The organism is Faecalibacterium sp. HTF-F, assembly GCF_023347535.1.
GTDB classification, from domain to species: domain Bacteria; phylum Bacillota; class Clostridia; order Oscillospirales; family Ruminococcaceae; genus Faecalibacterium; species Faecalibacterium wellingii.
On record NZ_CP094473.1, the window covers coordinates 1103040 to 1117461 of the forward strand.

At 55.8% G+C, this 14422-nt stretch carries 22 protein-coding genes and 2 tRNA genes; 14 read left to right on the forward strand and 10 right to left on the reverse strand.

What is annotated here, in order from left to right:
- Positions 1–232: 232 nt before the first annotated feature.
- Both yfcE and MTP37_RS05195 read left to right on the forward strand, forming a co-directional pair.
- The gene (yfcE, locus tag MTP37_RS05190; RefSeq protein WP_249238457.1) at positions 233–778 is read left to right on the forward strand and encodes a phosphodiesterase; all 546 of its coding nucleotides are present in this window, start codon (positions 233–235) and stop codon (positions 776–778) included.
- Complete coding sequence (locus tag MTP37_RS05195; RefSeq protein ID WP_249238701.1) at positions 778–1614, forward strand: DNA-3-methyladenine glycosylase family protein; 837 nt, start codon at positions 778–780, stop codon at positions 1612–1614. The genes yfcE and MTP37_RS05195 overlap by 1 nt, the downstream gene beginning before the upstream one ends.
- Positions 1615–1706: 92 nt before the next feature.
- Here MTP37_RS05195 and bilS read toward each other — a convergent pair whose 3' ends face one another.
- The 4 genes from bilS to MTP37_RS05215 form a co-directional block, all read right to left on the reverse strand.
- Positions 1707–2198: a flavodoxin family protein BilS gene (gene bilS, locus MTP37_RS05200; protein WP_249238458.1), complete on the reverse strand. Its 492-nt coding sequence runs from the start codon at positions 2196–2198 to the stop codon at positions 1707–1709.
- A 64-nt stretch (positions 2199–2262) separates the two neighbouring features.
- A tRNA-Ala gene (locus tag MTP37_RS05205) sits at positions 2263–2338 on the reverse strand.
- A gap of 196 nt (positions 2339–2534) precedes the next feature.
- Entirely contained in the window at positions 2535–2993 is a 459-nt protein-coding gene (locus MTP37_RS05210; RefSeq protein ID WP_249238459.1) for a hypothetical protein, read from the reverse strand.
- A 414-nt stretch (positions 2994–3407) separates the two neighbouring features.
- The gene (locus tag MTP37_RS05215; RefSeq protein ID WP_249238460.1) at positions 3408–3878 is read right to left on the reverse strand and encodes a hypothetical protein; all 471 of its coding nucleotides are present in this window, start codon (positions 3876–3878) and stop codon (positions 3408–3410) included.
- Between the two features lie 252 nt (positions 3879–4130).
- Between MTP37_RS05215 and MTP37_RS05220 the strand changes: the two genes are divergently transcribed.
- The 3 genes from MTP37_RS05220 to sigG all read left to right on the forward strand — a co-directional run bounded on the left by MTP37_RS05220 (position 4131) and on the right by sigG (position 6768).
- A complete protein-coding gene (locus MTP37_RS05220) occupies positions 4131–4973 on the forward strand; it encodes a sigma-E processing peptidase SpoIIGA (RefSeq protein WP_249238461.1) in 843 nt (280 codons plus the stop codon).
- A 33-nt stretch (positions 4974–5006) separates the two neighbouring features.
- Positions 5007–5720, forward strand: coding sequence for an RNA polymerase sporulation sigma factor SigK (gene sigK / locus MTP37_RS05225; RefSeq protein ID WP_249238462.1), 714 nt, complete (start codon positions 5007–5009; stop codon positions 5718–5720).
- Between the two features lie 274 nt (positions 5721–5994).
- Positions 5995–6768, forward strand: coding sequence for an RNA polymerase sporulation sigma factor SigG (gene sigG / locus MTP37_RS05230; RefSeq protein ID WP_249238463.1), 774 nt, complete (start codon positions 5995–5997; stop codon positions 6766–6768).
- 46 nt (positions 6769–6814) lie between these two features.
- Here sigG and MTP37_RS05235 read toward each other — a convergent pair whose 3' ends face one another.
- Positions 6815–7063: a sporulation transcriptional regulator SpoIIID gene (locus tag MTP37_RS05235; protein ID WP_249238464.1), complete on the reverse strand. Its 249-nt coding sequence runs from the start codon at positions 7061–7063 to the stop codon at positions 6815–6817.
- Positions 7064–7352: 289 nt separating this feature from the next.
- Between MTP37_RS05235 and MTP37_RS05240 the strand changes: the two genes are divergently transcribed.
- From MTP37_RS05240 to MTP37_RS05250, 3 genes are all read left to right on the forward strand, one after another.
- Positions 7353–7982, forward strand: a complete 630-nt coding sequence (locus tag MTP37_RS05240; RefSeq protein ID WP_249238465.1) for an energy-coupled thiamine transporter ThiT — start codon at positions 7353–7355, stop codon at positions 7980–7982.
- Between the two features lie 140 nt (positions 7983–8122).
- Positions 8123–8198: transfer RNA gene (locus MTP37_RS05245), tRNA-Ala, on the forward strand.
- A gap of 250 nt (positions 8199–8448) precedes the next feature.
- The gene (locus tag MTP37_RS05250; protein ID WP_097772643.1) at positions 8449–8715 is read left to right on the forward strand and encodes a helix-turn-helix domain-containing protein; all 267 of its coding nucleotides are present in this window, start codon (positions 8449–8451) and stop codon (positions 8713–8715) included.
- 19 nt (positions 8716–8734) lie between these two features.
- Here the strand turns inward: MTP37_RS05250 and MTP37_RS05255 are convergent, their stop codons facing one another.
- The gene (locus MTP37_RS05255; RefSeq protein ID WP_097772642.1) at positions 8735–8962 is read right to left on the reverse strand and encodes a helix-turn-helix domain-containing protein; all 228 of its coding nucleotides are present in this window, start codon (positions 8960–8962) and stop codon (positions 8735–8737) included.
- A gap of 368 nt (positions 8963–9330) precedes the next feature.
- Between MTP37_RS05255 and MTP37_RS05260 the strand changes: the two genes are divergently transcribed.
- The 6 genes from MTP37_RS05260 to MTP37_RS05285 are packed head-to-tail and all read left to right on the forward strand — an operon-like array spanning position 9331 to position 12332.
- Positions 9331–9894 (forward strand): hypothetical protein, encoded by a 564-nt coding sequence (locus MTP37_RS05260; protein WP_112121215.1) that lies wholly within the window; start codon positions 9331–9333, stop codon positions 9892–9894.
- A gap of 15 nt (positions 9895–9909) precedes the next feature.
- The gene (locus MTP37_RS05265; RefSeq protein WP_097772640.1) at positions 9910–10848 is read left to right on the forward strand and encodes an amidoligase family protein; all 939 of its coding nucleotides are present in this window, start codon (positions 9910–9912) and stop codon (positions 10846–10848) included.
- 51 nt (positions 10849–10899) lie between these two features.
- Positions 10900–11301, forward strand: a complete 402-nt coding sequence (locus MTP37_RS05270) for a hypothetical protein (protein WP_249238466.1) — start codon at positions 10900–10902, stop codon at positions 11299–11301.
- A 13-nt stretch (positions 11302–11314) separates the two neighbouring features.
- Entirely contained in the window at positions 11315–11710 is a 396-nt protein-coding gene (locus MTP37_RS05275) for a hypothetical protein (protein WP_249238467.1), read from the forward strand.
- Between the two features lie 12 nt (positions 11711–11722).
- Positions 11723–11977, forward strand: a complete 255-nt coding sequence (locus MTP37_RS05280; protein ID WP_249238468.1) for a hypothetical protein — start codon at positions 11723–11725, stop codon at positions 11975–11977.
- Position 11978: 1 nt separating this feature from the next.
- Positions 11979–12332 carry a helix-turn-helix domain-containing protein gene (locus tag MTP37_RS05285; RefSeq protein ID WP_249238469.1) on the forward strand — a complete coding sequence of 118 codons (354 nt, stop codon included), beginning with the start codon at positions 11979–11981 and terminating at the stop codon, positions 12330–12332.
- A gap of 191 nt (positions 12333–12523) precedes the next feature.
- Here MTP37_RS05285 and MTP37_RS05290 read toward each other — a convergent pair whose 3' ends face one another.
- The 4 genes from MTP37_RS05290 to MTP37_RS05305 all read right to left on the reverse strand — a co-directional run bounded on the left by MTP37_RS05290 (position 12524) and on the right by MTP37_RS05305 (position 14420).
- A complete protein-coding gene (locus MTP37_RS05290; protein WP_249238470.1) occupies positions 12524–12841 on the reverse strand; it encodes a hypothetical protein in 318 nt (105 codons plus the stop codon).
- Positions 12842–12919: 78 nt separating this feature from the next.
- Positions 12920–13576 (reverse strand): D-Ala-D-Ala carboxypeptidase family metallohydrolase, encoded by a 657-nt coding sequence (locus MTP37_RS05295; protein ID WP_249238471.1) that lies wholly within the window; start codon positions 13574–13576, stop codon positions 12920–12922.
- A gap of 14 nt (positions 13577–13590) precedes the next feature.
- A complete protein-coding gene (locus tag MTP37_RS05300; RefSeq protein ID WP_133300820.1) occupies positions 13591–14013 on the reverse strand; it encodes a hypothetical protein in 423 nt (140 codons plus the stop codon).
- A gap of 11 nt (positions 14014–14024) precedes the next feature.
- Positions 14025–14420 (reverse strand): isoaspartyl peptidase, encoded by a 396-nt coding sequence (locus MTP37_RS05305; RefSeq protein ID WP_249238472.1) that lies wholly within the window; start codon positions 14418–14420, stop codon positions 14025–14027.
- Positions 14421–14422 lie beyond the last annotated feature (2 nt).

Genomic DNA, 14422 nt, shown 5'->3' on the forward strand with positions numbered 1-14422 from the left:
ATAAACGCAGACGCAAAAAAGCCACACAATGGCTCTTTTGAAGTCATTGTGTGGCGAAAAGTAGCATATTGCTGTAAAAATCCACACGAATTTTATTAACTGTAGGATAACACGGCTTCCGGCAGATGTCAAGAGGTCAAACAGATAAAGTATGACTTTTATAGACTTGACCATTTTTCACCGGGAGGCTAAAATAAAAATAGATACTTTATAAAATAAGGAGAATCCTGCCATGAAATGGATGATCGCATCCGACCTGCACGGGTCGGCGTTTTACTGCAAAAAAATGATCGAAGCGTTTGAGCGGGAGAGAGCAGACCGGCTGCTTTTGCTGGGGGACCTTTTGTATCACGGCCCCCGCAACGACCTGCCGGAGGGCTATGCCCCGAAGGAGGTCATCCCGCTCCTGAACGGGCTGAAGCCGGCGCTTTTGTGCGTGCGGGGCAACTGTGACGCTGAGGTGGATCAGATGGTGCTGGATTTTCCCATTCTGGCCGACTATGCTGTGCTGCCAGTGAGCGGGCGGCTCGTTTACGCTACCCACGGTCATGTGCACAACCTGAAAAATCTGCCGCCGCTGGCTCCGGGAGATGTCCTGCTGCATGGCCACACCCACATTCCGGCGTGGACAGAGTTCGGCGAAGACAATCTCTACCTGAACCCCGGTTCTGTGAGCATCCCAAAGGAGGGGAGTGTACATAGCTATATGACACTGGAAGGGGAGACCTTCCTTTGGAAAACGCTGGAAGGTGAAGTGTACCGGGAGCTGGAGCTGTGATGGGGGCAATGGAGCTGGAAGAGAAAACGGTTCAGATCCGGGATGATTTCGACCCGGACAAAATTCTGGCAAGCGGCCAGTGCTTTCGCCCCCGGAAGCAGGCGGAGGGCTGGTATCGGTTTGTTTCCGGGAGACAGCTGCTTTACCTCAGACCGCTGCGCAGCGGAACCTACACGGTGAGGTGCGAGTCGGGCGCATGGGAAACCTTCTGGCACGGTTACTTCGACCTTGGCCGCAGCTATGCCGCTCTGCGTGGAAAGCTGGACAGCCGGAACGACTTTTTGCAGCGTGCCATGGAATATGGCCGGGGCATCCGGGTGCTACGGCAGGACGAGTGGGAGATGCTGGTCAGCTTCATCATCTCGCAGCGAAAGAGCATCCCGGCCATCCGCAGGGCGGTAGAGCTGCTTTCGGAGCGGTTTGGCGAGCGGCTGGGCAGCGATGGCGAAGGGCCTGTGTATGCGTTCCCGACAGCAGAAGCGCTCTGCTGTGCCGGGGAGCAGGCGCTGCAGGAGTGCGGTCTTGGCTACCGCACCCGCTACGTGCTGCATGCGGCGCAGCAGGCGGCAGAGGGCACACTGGACCTGAAGAAGCTGGCTTCCATGCCCGATGAAGCGCTTTTTGCCCGGTTGATGGAGCTGGATGGCGTGGGCAAAAAGGTGGCAAACTGCGTGTGTCTGTTCGGCTATGGTCGTGTGGGCCGTGTGCCGGTGGATGTCTGGATCGAACGGCTCATCCGGGACGAGTTTGCCGGGCAGGATCCGTTCCCGCAGTTCGGGCCGGAAGCGGGCATCGTGCAGCAGTACCTGTTCTTTTATAAAAGAAGCGTGGGATGAGAACCGCGGAACTGCAGGCAGGAGCGTAGGATCATCCGTTAAGCAAAAAAGGCGGCGGCTTCCTCTGTTTGAGGAAAGCCGCTGCCTTTTCATCATTTTACCGCCTGCTTTAACCGTTCCAGATCATCCGCATCCGGGTGAGAAAGGGCGTTGTCGAAATTCTCGATCAGCGCATCCAGGTTGGGCAGATGGATCGGCTGCTTTTTCATGCCCTCATACCGCTGGCGTACCGACAGCGGCATCTTGCCCTGACACATATAACGGCCGAAGACCGTGTTGCTCCTGTCCAGTGAACGCTCCGCCTTTTTCAGGATCTTGCTGAAATACTCCTCACTGCCGCCAAAACCGGCGGTGCCAAAGAGGAAGATATTTTTGCCATGCAGCTGCTTCAAAAAGTCCAAAGTACTTTCGTCAGCGGTTCCTTTGTCTGTCCAGAAGCCCACGTAGAGTTCGTCTGCCTCCAGGGCAGCAGGGTCCGGAGTGCCAAAATAGCAGCAGCTTTCCTGTGGCAGACAGGTGTGCAGCGTGTCTGCCAGTAATTTTGTGTTGCCTGTTTTACTGCTGAATACGATCGCGTAGCTCATAGGTTTCTCCTTTGTTCGGTAGCAACAAAAAACACCACACGTTTCCGTGCGGTGTTTTTCCTTCTGGTGGAGAATACCGGGATCGAACCGGTGACCTCTTGCATGCCATGCAAGCGCTCTCCCAGCTGAGCTAATCCCCCAGATGTCCGCGCCGTGCCTGACGACAGGAGTAATTATACCAGCGCTTTGCCGGATTGTCAACCGTTTTCGGAAGATTTTTTCCGGAAAATAAAAAAAAACAAAACCCCCGCACAGAACGGTTGCCCATTCTGTGCGGGGGTATGTCAGCCCTTTGGTTTCCCTCCGGACACAAATCTATTCTTTATTCAGAACAGATTAGACAGTCTTCAGATCCTTGCCGTAGTTCCAGTAGCCGCTGTTCAGGCCAGGATTCGTCGCAGGCTTGACTTGCAGACCGATGGGCTTAGAACCCAGAGTGTAGATAGCAGCCAGGCCGCCAGCAACGCTCAGACCAGCGTTCAGGATACCCAGAGCAGCGCCCCAAGCGCCGTTGCCGTAGGTGTGGGTGCCCTTGTCGTATGCACGATGCACGGTGTTGAACACGCCGCCGATGAAGTCACCGGGGACATAAGCGCCATCGAACACGCTGTTGAAAGCAGCGTTAACATAGTTGGCCAGGAAGGTGTTGCCGACGATCTTAATCACGTTGGTAGAAACATTCTGCCAGTTCTGAGCGGTCATAACGGGTGCCAGGTAGTCAACCAGAGAAGCACCACCAACAACGTAGGTCAGTTCGTTTTCTGCAACAGCAGAGAAGTTTGCAGGCATCATCATAATGATATTCTCCCTTCAAAATTAGAAAAAAGTTTCCAAGCCGCTCTTGCGCGGCCCGTACTCTTCTTAGGATGGCAATAATATACCACACTTTCCAGAAAGATTCAAGTGCTTTTTTGAAAAAAATGTGAAAAGTGTGATAACTTGTGAAAATTCGGTCTCAAAGTCTTTACAATGGCCGTTTTTTTTACGGATCAATAGAACTTTTTCCAATATTTTGGAAATACTGAATTGTATGTAAAACCTTGCGGCTTTGCCAGCTCAGAGCTGCAAAAGCACCTACAGGTCAAAGCCCCGGAGAGGCATTCTGCCGAAAAGAAAACCCCCGCACAAAACGGTCTCCCATTCTGTGCGGGGGTATGTTAGCCCTTTGGTTTCCCTCCGGACACAAATCTATTCTTTATTCAGAACAGATTAGACAGTCTTCAGATCCTTGCCGTAGTTCCAGTAGCCGCTGTTCAGGCCACCAGCAGTGGAACCAGCAGTAGCGCCCTTGACTTCCAGACCGATGGGGTCAGAGCCCAGAGTGTAGATAGCAGACAGGCCGCCAACAACGCTCATACCAGCGTTCAGGATGCCCAGAGCAGCGCCCCAAGCGCCGTTGCCGTAGGTGTGGGTGCCCTTGTCGTATGCACGATGCACGGTGTTGAACACGCCGCCGATGAAGTCACCGGGGACATAAGCGCCATCGAACACGCTGTTGAAAGCGGCGTTAACATAGTTGGCCAGGAAGGTGTTGCCGACGATCTTAATCACGTTGGTAGAAACATTCTGCCAGTTCTGAGCGGTCATAACGGGTGCCAGGTAGTCAACCAGAGAAGCACCACCAACAACGTAGGTCAGTTCGTTTTCTGCAACAGCAGAGAAGTTTGCAGGCATCATCATAATGATATTCTCCCTTCAAAATTAGAAAAAATATTCCACAAACCACTTTGTGTGGTTCGCATCCCGTATCTAGGATGGCAATAATATACCACACTTTCCAGAAAGATTCAAGTATTTTTTTGAAAAAAATGTGAAAAGTGTGATAACTTGTGAAAATCCGGTCTCAAAATCTTTACAAAAGCCGTGCTTTTCAGCGCATCGACATGGTTTTTTCTGTAATTGGAAGATACTGGAATGTGTGAGGGCTTTTCTATGAAAACTGTGATCTATCTGGATGAGCTGCTGCTGACGAACTTTCTGGCCGCAGCAATGCTGCTTTTGTGCACCGGGCTGCTGTGTGCACGGCAGTGCAGCGGCCTGCGCCTGCTGGCAGGCAGTGCGGCGGCAGCGGCCTTCTCCCTTGGCATCCTGCTGCCAGAGCTGCCCGGCGCGGCGGCAGTGCTCTGCAAAGCCTTTACCTGCGGTGCCGTTGTGGCTGCTGCCTACGGTGTGCCCGGCCCGCGCGGCTTTGCCCGGCTGTGCGCGTGGTATCTGCTGCTGAACCTGCTGCTGTGCGGGGCGGCAGTGCTGCCCGGCGTGCAGAGTGCGAACCTCTGCGTGTACCTTGCCCTTTCTCCGGGGCGGCTGCTGCTGAGCTGCGGGGTCGTATTGGCCATGCTGCGGGCGGTGCTGTTCTGCTTTGGCCGGGCAGGGCCCCGCAGCGTCGCCGCCGTTCTGGAGCTGGACGGTGCCGCTCTGCCGGTGCAGGCGCTGTGCGACACCGGCTTTTCGGTGCAGGACCCGCTGAGCGGGCGGGCTGTGGTGCTGCTGCATTACCCCTCTGTGCGCGACGGCCTGCCGCAGGCGCTGCGTACCTTTCTGGACAGCTACTTTGCCTGCGGCGCGGCACCGCCGCCGGAGCTGGGGGTGCGGCTGGTGCCCTGCACCACCATTGCCGGGCACTGCGTGCTGCCTGCGGTCCCAGCCAAAGCCCTGCGCGTGGGCAGCCGCCGGGCACAGGGTTTTCTGGCTGCATTCTGCCGCCCGGAAACACCCCCGGAGCACTGGACCGCACTGCTTGACAGTGAGCTGGCCGGGCAGCTGGGCATCCGCTGACGCTTATATTATAGATGTACAGGAGGAGATCTCATGTTCCATGGTATTTCTGCATTCCGGCTGTTCTGGCAGCGGCTTCTTGCACGGCTGCGATACTGCGGCGGTGCCCATTATCTGGCGGGCGCGCCCAGTCTGCCGCCGCCCCTGACCCCGGAGCAGGAAAAAGCCCTGCTGGCCCGCATGGCAGAGGGAGACGCCTGCGCCCGGGACGATCTGATCACCCACAACCTGCGGCTGGTGGTGTACCTTGCCAAAAAATACGAAAACAGCGGGGTCCCCGCCGAGGATATGATCAGCATTGGCACCATCGGGCTCATCAAGGCCGTGAACACCTTCACCCCGGAGCGCAGCATCAAGCTGGCCACCTACGCCAGCCGCTGCATCGGCAACGAGATCCTGATGTACTTACGCAAAAGCTCCAACCGCCGGCAGGAGGCCAGCATCGACGAGCCGCTCAACGTGGACGGCGACGGCAACGAGCTGCTGCTCTCGGACATTCTTGGCAGCGACGAGGACCAGATCAGCCAGCGGCTGGAACAGGACGCCGAGCGTGCCATTCTGCGCCGTGCCGTGGACAGCCTGTCCTCACGGGAGCGGCAGATCATGGAGCTGCGCTTCGGTCTTGCCGACGGCGTGGAGCGCACCCAGAAGGAAGCCGCCGATGCCCTTGGCATCAGCCAGAGCTATATCTCCCGGCTGGAAAAGCGGATCATCCATACATTAAAGGCCCAGCTGGAAAGCGAGTGAAGTGGAAAAACGCGAACTGCCGCCCGCCGGGCTTGACAATCCGCGCTGATTCGCATATAATAAAACTACAAAAGGCGCTGGCCCTGCAAACGGCTAGTTCCTTACCGGATTAGTCAAGAAAAGATGACCGCTCGGATTGGGACTCGAGGCGGTCATCTTTTATTTTGCCGCGCTTTCCTGCCAAACGGGAAAGCGCACAGTTTTTTCCACGCATACAGTGCCGCTGCACATCCCATACTCCCGGTGAGAACAAAAACAGACCGGGGGCGTTTGGATGTACAACAAAGTGGAGCTGTGCGGCATGAACACGGCCCAGCTGCCTGTGCTGACCGAGGCCGAAAAGCGGGAGCTTCTGGCCCGGGTGCGCACCGGCGATGCCGCTGCGCGGGAGCGGATGGTGGAGGGCAATCTGCGGCTGGTGCTCAGCGTGGTGCAGCGGTTCGCCCAGCGCGGCGAAAATCTGGACGACCTGTTTCAGGTGGGGTGCATCGGGCTCATCAAGGCCATCGATCATTTTGACCCCGCCCAGCCGGTGCGCTTCTCCACCTACGGAGTGCCCATGATCATTGGCGAGATCCGGCGCTTTCTGCGGGACAACAATGCCCTGCGGGTGAGCCGCAGCCTGCGGGATACCGCCTACCGGGCCATGCAGAGCCGCGAGATGCTGGAAAAGCAGCTTGGCCGCGAGCCGACCATGGACGAGATCGCCCAGAGCGCCGGGCTCACCCGCCGGGAAGTGACGGCGGCGCTGGAATCGGTGGTGGAGCCCATCAGTCTGGATGAGCCGGTGTACACCGACGGCGGCGACGCCATGTATGTGATCGATCAAGTGCGGGACCCGGATGGCGAGGACAGCTGGATCAGCGGGCTGCAGTTCCGCCAGACGGTGGCCGGGCTGACCCCGCGGGAGAAAAAGATTATGGAGCTGCGCTACCTGCAGGGCAAGACCCAGATGGAGGTGGCGCAGGAGATCGGCATCAGTCAGGCACAGGTCAGTCGGTTGGAAAAGGGCGCGCTGAACCAGTTCCATCCCCAGAACCGGCAGTAAAACAGACGGCACGCTTCCGGAACAAAAACAGAAAGCGCGCCGTCTCTCATTTGCGGCTGTATTTGCGCCGGGTAGCTGCGCCGCCGCGCAGATGCCGCTCGGCTTTGTTGCGGGCCAGCACAGCCCGCACCTGCCGGAACAGCTCCGGCTGCAGCGTCCGCAGCCGCACGGCCACGTCCTTGTGCACCGTGGATTTGCTGCACCCGAACACCGCAGCCGCCGCCCGCACGGTGGTGCGATGAGCCGCAATGTACTCGCCCAGCTGTATTGCTCTCTGCTCAGGGTCTCCCTTCATGCCCGGATCCCTCCTGCTGTATTATGGTACAGCCTATGCGCCTGACGGGGCAGATATGTGCCGCCGGGGCTTGACTTCTGCACCAGATGCGCTATACTTTTATACGGACATAAAAACAGGGGTGCCGAAAGGCTGAGATCCGCATTGTGCGGAGTACCCTTTTACCAGACCGGACAATGCCGGCGTGGGAGTTTGCAGAACTGTCCGTTCTTTCACAAACCCCGTGCGCCTGCTAAAAAGCGGGCGCATTTTGTTTTTGTGTACTATCGTTCTGAGAAGAGGAATCCTTATGACCAAAACCTATTCCAAGACCCGCATTCTGGTGGAGGGCGCACTGATGATCGCGCTGTCCACCGTTTTGAGCATGATTCAGATCCCGCTCATGCCCCACGGCGGTTCCATCACCCTGTTCAGCATGGTGCCCATTCTGGTAATGAGCTACCGCCACGGCGCAAAGTGGGGCGTCATGACCGCCTTCGTCAACAGCCTGATCCAGCTTGTGCAGGGCCTTGGCAATCTGGCGTACTGCCAGACCCTCACGGCGCAGGTGGGCTGCGTGCTGCTGGACTACCTTCTGGCCTTCACTGTGCTGGGCTTCGCCTGCCTGATTGCAAAGCCTTTCCGCAGCCGTACCGTGGGTGTCGGTGTCAGTGCCTTTGTGGTATGCCTGCTGCGCTTCCTGTGCAGCTTTCTGTCCGGTTACATCGTCTGGAAGGACTACGACTACGCTTTCAGCTGGATGACCGAGGTCGGCTTTCCCGGGATCTCCAGCATGAGCGTGGACGGTCTGTGCTGGCTGTACAGCGCCGTGTACAACGCCACTTACATGCTGCCGGAAGCCATCCTGACCACCGTCCTTGTGGTGATCCTGATCCGTGTCGCACCCCAGATCTTCGACCGGCAGAACGCAAGAGCGTAAGTTTTTTCGCAGTCATTTTTCCCGCCGGGAAGGGCATTCCCCCGGCGGGAATTTTTTTGCAGAAAATCCAGAAAAGCTGTTGACAATCCGGCAAGGCGCTGGTATAATTACTCCTGTCGTCAGGCACGGCACGGACATCTGGGGGATTAGCTCAGCTGGGAGAGCGCTTGCATGGCATGCAAGAGGTCACCGGTTCGATCCCGGTATTCTCCACCAATCAAGAGCAAAACGAACACAGAACCACCATTCAAATGGTCGGTAATGTGTTCGTTTTGTTTTGCGAGATTCCAAATGTCACCCTGACATGAAAAAAGCGCCCACGTTACCATCATCGGTAGTGTGGGCGCTTTTCTGTCTTAATTTACCGAAAATCGGAAAAAACTCCCGAAATATGAAGTTTTCTGCCAAAATGCAGACAAGCCGGGTACATATCGGCTAAAATTTCGGTAAAAGGAGACAAAAGGCTATGATTAGAATTTTGCTGTCTACCCGCCTCGGCGAAAGGCGGATGACACAGAGCGAACTTGCACGTGCAACAGGGATTCGCTCCCAGACCATCAATGAGCTGTACCACGATTTTGCAGAGCGAGTCAGCCTGGATGATCTCGACCTCATTTGCGAGGCCCTTGACTGCGAACTGGATGACCTCATCGTGAGAGAGCCCAACCCGGAGCGTAGGGTCAAAGAGGTGCGGCACATCCCTCAGACCGTGAACAAGTCTCGCAAGAAATAACCTCTCCTGCCCGGATGCGTCAAGCGTCCGGGCTTTTTTCGTTCTCATCCGGCACGAATTCCAGAAGATCTGCGGGCTGGCAGTCCAGAACGGTGCACAGCTTGTCCAGAACGTCCAACGGAATATGCTTGACGGAGTTGTTGTTCATGCCCGACAGAGTGGGCTGGCGAATCCCAGTCATTGCGACCAAATCCTTTTGTTTGATGCCTTTTTCGGCAAGCACGGCTTTCAACTTGATGCGAATCATGTAAGCACCTCCCTTTTCTTCACTATATCACACTTACCTGAAAATTGCAACGCTTTTCGTAAAAATATTTACGAAAAATGTTGTTTTGCTATTGACATACAACGAAATTCGTTGTATAATATAGACATAGAGAGGAGGTTACGAGGTGCAAGGGAGCAACCCAAAGGGGGTGATGCTCCATGACAAGCAAGGAATTTGCAAAGCTCACCAGAGCCGAGCAGGTAGCCCGCTTTGAAGCATACAAAAAAGCGGCTCAGGATCGCACCCTGAACCGCTAACCGCTAAAAGCCCGTTATCCACAAGCCCCTTGCACCTCCATTTTATTTTTTTATTGAAGATTTGTCAAGAGTAAATCGGAGGTTTTCAGCATGAAGTTCATTGACATCAACCGAGAGTTCACCGCAGCAGCCAACAGCTACATGGCGCAGGGCTACTACATCAACGCCGGAACGATGGGCGGAAGCCAGGGCGAGGTCGCTCACATCGACCTCACAAACGGCACCGAGATCATCCGGGTGCTGCTCACCACATTTAACAACTACCTTGGCACCGAGGGTGTGGAGCTGATTGTTGGCCGGGTCAAGGACGACATCAAGCCCAATCAGGAAGACCGCTGGAACACCGTCTGGAATGAGCGTCTAGAGGTCATCAGCAACAAGAAGTTCTACCGTCTGAACAACCGCGCACAGGATGGATTCTACGGCACAGAGGAGGAAGCAAACGCCGCCGAGGAGAAGCGGTTTGACCGCTACAAGAGCCGCCGCAGCAATGACAGTGCGCTGGATGTGACCACAAAGGCCGCTCCGATGGTCAAAAAGTACATCCACGAGAAGTTCGGTGTCCGGCGCGTGAAGATGGACGACATCAAGGTCGTCAAGCACGGTGGCCGCTACACCGTCACCTACCACAAGCACGCTGCACAGCTGCACTAAGGGGAGGGCGCAAAGATGGTCACGATTCAGAGCCAAAACTTCGGCGTTGAGATTGAAATGACGGGCGTTTCCCGCGGAACAGCCGCCTCCGTCATCGCCAACTACTTCGGTGTCGGCGGTATCCACTTTGCAGGTGGCACCTACCAGACGTACGAGGCCAAGGATAGCAAAGGCCGCGTATGGAAGTGCATGAGAGACGGTTCCATCACTCCCCGGCGGCGCAGAGGTGGTGCAATCGTAGAGGCAGACGATACCTACCGCTGCGAGGTCGTGACCCCGATTCTCCAGTATGAGGACATCACCGACCTGCAAGAGGTCATCCGGGCACTGGTCAAGAAGGGTGCCATGGCGAACAGCTCCTGTGGTATCCACGTCCATGTTGACGGTGCGAACCACACGCCCGAAAGCCTCTGCCGGCTGCTGAACTTCGCCACCGGGCGGCAGGATCTGTTCTACGAAGCCCTGCAGATCGGCAGCCGCGCAGACCACTGGTGCCACAAAATCAACCCTGCCCTGTTCCGTGAAATGAAGAAGAACGGCCGAGCAAGCCGGAACGATGCAGAGCGCATCTGGTACAGCGTAGTGAATGACGGATATGATGGAGGTGTGGATTCTTCCCACTACAACAGCACCCGGTATCACGGAATCAACCTCCATGCATTCTTCACAAAGGGCACCGTGGAGTTCCGGCTGTTCAACGGAACCACCCACGCCGGGCGCATCAAAGCATACGTTCAGTTCTGCTTGGCAATGAGCGCATGGGCTATCAACTGTGACCACGACAACCTTCACTTTAGGTCTATCAGCGGGTACACCCAGCAGCAGAAGCACGATTTGATGATGCGGGTGCTTACAAAGCGTCTGGGCATGAGAGGCCCGGAATTCAAGACCGCCCGGTTGCATCTCACCTCTGCATTTTTGACAGAGGCCGAGAGTGAAAATACCGCCGCCTAAAAACCGAAAAGCTGCGCTATCTGGCTATACGGGCATTTGGAGGATATGACAATGAAACTTTACAAATACTCCGGCACCATCGAGGAGCTTGCCGTTGAACGCGGTCGAATCTCCTATATCAAACTCTTTGATGTGACCGACTTCGACAAAGCACCAACCAGACTGGAAGTCTTCGGTGCGCTCGGCAAGTACATTGCGGCCATCGAGTTAACCGATGCCGAAGAGCGGTACATCAAGAGTGATTGGTACTTTGACAGCAACCTGTATCTGCGCCGCATTGAAGTCCCCGGCGTGGGCGATTGGCCGGCAAAGATTATCACCCAGTCGCCTGACGACATCGACCAGCTGGAGATCTTCGGAGAGCGGGAGTACATCGAAACCAGCAAGCCGAAGTCCATGCCCGGCGAGGAAGTGAACCGCTGGCTGATGTGGGAACGTCAGAACATGAAGTAAGGAGGTCATGACCATGTTCAGTATTACCGATAATGAGAGATTGCGGGATGCGTATGCACTCCTGATGTTCATGCAGCGCGATATTTCAGCCTCTGCCGAAAAGAAATCCGCTGTGAAAAACTTGGCCGCAACCGTCAAGATGGAGATCCGGGCCTACAATAACCGCCCCGTTTCCAATGTGCGCATTATCAGTGCCGACTATGACGGCCGTCTGGAGCTTGTTCAGCTGCCCGATAAGCTGGACGAGGCGCACGAGGCGGATGCCGCCGACTGGTTTCGCGACAACTGCTATCTGGAAGCTTACAACAGCCAATATGACTGCACAGGGCAGGAGTTCACGAGCTGGTATAAGCTGTTCAGGCGGCAGGGCCACTGGTTTGCATACCACTTGGTTAGCCGAGATGTTTAAGGAGGAAGCACAATGACAGACGAAAAAGCTATTGAGAAGATGGTCTATGACCAGCAGCAGGGCTGGCCGCTGTGCCCCCGCTGCGGCGAGAGGATGCCGAACAAACTGACCCACGGAGCACTGAGCCGCCACGCCAAGGGCGTGTACATCTGCGCGGCCTGCGGCACCGATGAAGCCCTCCGGGACTGGACCGGGAACGTCAAACCGCTGTCCGACTGGGTGCTGGTTCGCGTATACAACGGAGATTTATGGAAAGAGGCGAAGTAAAATGAGTAACATTGAAAAATTTGCTCCGAGGCTGAGAACGCTTATTGACGAAAGCGGGATTACTGTGCGTTCGCTGGCAAAAGATTTGAATGTATCGGTTGGCGTTTTGTCTGATTGGCAAAACGGAAACAAGACTCCAAGAGGAGATTCTATTATGAAACTCACGGAATATTTCGGTGTCACTGCTGATTATCTGTTGGGTCTGACCGATGCAAGCACGATAGATGCCGATATTAGAATTTCGTGTGACACTACCGGTCTTTCTGAAAAGGCGGTCAAGATACTTTCCGGCATGGAAAAGTCGGACGTTGAAAAGCTGTCCAAGTTGATTGAATTCTACAGCACCATCCGATAAACAAAAAATCCCCCTCCACTTTGCCTACACATACCCCGCGAGGTTCGCAGGGCTTCGACAAAGCAGAGGGGGATTTTTGCGCGCTACCGAGGTAGCCAAATATAAAATCAAGAGTGGACCATGCCGGGCCGCTCTCTACAAAAGCCGAAGCTTTTCAAGTGCCTCTATTTTACACGGCACTCATGCAGCAGTCAAGACTTTTTGCCCAGTGCTGCGGTCATAACATCAAAGGCGTGTTCGATGACAGTATCCATCACCTCGTCGGTGATGGCCCAGCGGATAGCCGCCGGGCACTTGGCGCGGAGAGCGGCGAACACCTGCTTCTTCTTTTTGGCACCCTGCCCGCTGCCCATGATGGACAGCTCGGCCTTTTCGACCAGCTCCAGAGCCAGATCCTTGACGGTGGCCTTGTAGCCCAACCGGATACCGCCGATTGCCAGTGCGATAAAACCCGCCAGCATCAAGATGATGGCGACGGGAGCGGGAATAAAGTTCAGCATAGCTTCCATGGTATTGCCTCCTATAAGCATCAGCGGCGCGGAGAGCTACCCCTGCGCCGTTTTGTCGTGTTGGTTATATCGGATGTTTCACAGGTACTTGGAAGCCCCGGAAATGGCCTTCCAGCTGGCAGGGCCGCAGATGCCGTCCACCGTCAGTCCATGAGCCTCCTGCGCTTTCAGCAGCGCGTTCTCTGTGCCCTCGCCGAAAATGCCGTCCGGGGTCAGTCCCAGCAGCCGCTGGAGCATCTTCGTGGCTGCACGGTTTGCATCCCCGGTGCAACCCCGGCGGATGGTCGGCAGAATGAACTTCTGGTAGGTGGTGCTGGGGTAGTGCCGCGGGGCATCGCACAGCCACGTTGCCTTTGCATCGCGGGTATCGGTGTGTACGATGGCGCAGCCGTCATACCAGTAGATGCCCACCGCCTTGAAATACTGGGCGGCGATGATGCCCAAGGCCACAGGATTGATGCTGCGGTTCACCATGCGCCAGTCTGCCGCCATACCATAGCGGTGCTTGGAATTTGGGCTTCCGCCAACGGTTTTGCTGGCATTGTGCGTGATGCAACGGTATCCGCTGGTCACCTTGATGGCCTTGCCCAGCTTATCCCGGATGGCCTGAAGTTTTTCGACCAGCTCCGAATCGACCATCTGGCGAGTACACCCGCAGGGGCACTTGAAGTCCTTGCGGGTGAAGTTCTTGCTCAGGGCAGATGTGTCGCTGGCCTGATAGACGATGACTCTCATGTAGAAAACCTCCTTCAAGAGAAGTCGTGCTTTTGAAGCCGCTCATTGTACACCCGTTTGATATTCGCTACCGCACAGATGCAGCGGTTGTTTTTGTAGTCGGGGTGACTGCGGCAGTAGTCCTCATAGGCATCAATGACGGCCAAAATCTCGATAAAATGCTCCCTCGTGTGGTGCTTATCATCAATCAGTTCGTCATTGAAGCGCAGGATCTGGGTACGCAGAAGATTGGCATTGCGCTCATCATCAACTTGGATATGCTCCTCCAGCTTTTTCTGGGTCTGCTTCTGCTGTTCCAGCACTTCAGCATTCAGGGCGTGTCCGATGATTTTCGCAAGCCTGCTCCACGGATTGATCTTGATGGGCGAAACCTCAATGAGCGAGAGCAGCACCAAAACCATCCCGCCACCGCTCCAGAACAATTCTTTCAGATTCACAGCCATCCCCCTCACTGAACCAGCGCGGCGATTGCCTGCAAATCAAAAATCGGAGCATCAAAAAACGCTCTCGCCCACAGCCAGTAGTCTTCGGACTCCGGGCGGCGGTACTTTTGACAGAGTGCCGATGCCCAAACCCGGTTCCAGCGGGTCTGGTAGGCTGCATCCCGGCGCTCAAGGCACCGCTGGATGCTGTCAACCAGCTTCCCCCGCAGGTCACCAGCGCCGTCGTCGTCCTGCACGAAGTAGTCCAGAGCGTTCTGGCTGCTCACAGTGCATACGCGCTTATTCTGGTGTATAAGAAAACCGCCCTGATTACTCAGGACGGTTCCATAAGGGATGTTCACACGCCCGTCAATCCCGACGAAGCGGGCCCGACGGCGGGCGATAAAGCGTTCATGCTCCATAG

Excerpts from the sequence above, each read along its gene's own strand:
- MTP37_RS05285 (WP_249238469.1), top strand. The coding sequence starts at position 11,979 with ATGAGTAACATTGAAAAATTTGCTCCGAGGCTGAGAACGCTTATTGAC.
- MTP37_RS05220 (WP_249238461.1), top strand. The coding sequence starts at position 4,131 with ATGAAAACTGTGATCTATCTGGATGAGCTGCTGCTGACGAACTTTCTG.
- MTP37_RS05270 (WP_249238466.1), top strand. The coding sequence starts at position 10,900 with ATGAAACTTTACAAATACTCCGGCACCATCGAGGAGCTTGCCGTTGAA.
- MTP37_RS05305 (WP_249238472.1), bottom strand. The coding sequence starts at position 14,420 with ATGGAGCATGAACGCTTTATCGCCCGCCGTCGGGCCCGCTTCGTCGGG.
- MTP37_RS05295 (WP_249238471.1), bottom strand. The coding sequence starts at position 13,576 with ATGAGAGTCATCGTCTATCAGGCCAGCGACACATCTGCCCTGAGCAAG.
- MTP37_RS05235 (WP_249238464.1), bottom strand. The coding sequence starts at position 7,063 with ATGAAGGGAGACCCTGAGCAGAGAGCAATACAGCTGGGCGAGTACATT.
- MTP37_RS05195 (WP_249238701.1), top strand. The coding sequence starts at position 778 with ATGGGGGCAATGGAGCTGGAAGAGAAAACGGTTCAGATCCGGGATGAT.
- MTP37_RS05290 (WP_249238470.1), bottom strand. The coding sequence starts at position 12,841 with ATGGAAGCTATGCTGAACTTTATTCCCGCTCCCGTCGCCATCATCTTG.
- MTP37_RS05250 (WP_097772643.1), top strand. The coding sequence starts at position 8,449 with ATGATTAGAATTTTGCTGTCTACCCGCCTCGGCGAAAGGCGGATGACA.
- MTP37_RS05280 (WP_249238468.1), top strand. The coding sequence starts at position 11,723 with ATGACAGACGAAAAAGCTATTGAGAAGATGGTCTATGACCAGCAGCAG.
- sigG (WP_249238463.1), top strand. The coding sequence starts at position 5,995 with ATGTACAACAAAGTGGAGCTGTGCGGCATGAACACGGCCCAGCTGCCT.
- MTP37_RS05210 (WP_249238459.1), bottom strand. The coding sequence starts at position 2,993 with ATGATGATGCCTGCAAACTTCTCTGCTGTTGCAGAAAACGAACTGACC.
- MTP37_RS05240 (WP_249238465.1), top strand. The coding sequence starts at position 7,353 with ATGACCAAAACCTATTCCAAGACCCGCATTCTGGTGGAGGGCGCACTG.
- yfcE (WP_249238457.1), top strand. The coding sequence starts at position 233 with ATGAAATGGATGATCGCATCCGACCTGCACGGGTCGGCGTTTTACTGC.
- MTP37_RS05265 (WP_097772640.1), top strand. The coding sequence starts at position 9,910 with ATGGTCACGATTCAGAGCCAAAACTTCGGCGTTGAGATTGAAATGACG.
- bilS (WP_249238458.1), bottom strand. The coding sequence starts at position 2,198 with ATGAGCTACGCGATCGTATTCAGCAGTAAAACAGGCAACACAAAATTA.
- MTP37_RS05255 (WP_097772642.1), bottom strand. The coding sequence starts at position 8,962 with ATGATTCGCATCAAGTTGAAAGCCGTGCTTGCCGAAAAAGGCATCAAA.
- sigK (WP_249238462.1), top strand. The coding sequence starts at position 5,007 with ATGTTCCATGGTATTTCTGCATTCCGGCTGTTCTGGCAGCGGCTTCTT.
- MTP37_RS05260 (WP_112121215.1), top strand. The coding sequence starts at position 9,331 with ATGAAGTTCATTGACATCAACCGAGAGTTCACCGCAGCAGCCAACAGC.
- MTP37_RS05215 (WP_249238460.1), bottom strand. The coding sequence starts at position 3,878 with ATGATGATGCCTGCAAACTTCTCTGCTGTTGCAGAAAACGAACTGACC.
- MTP37_RS05275 (WP_249238467.1), top strand. The coding sequence starts at position 11,315 with ATGTTCAGTATTACCGATAATGAGAGATTGCGGGATGCGTATGCACTC.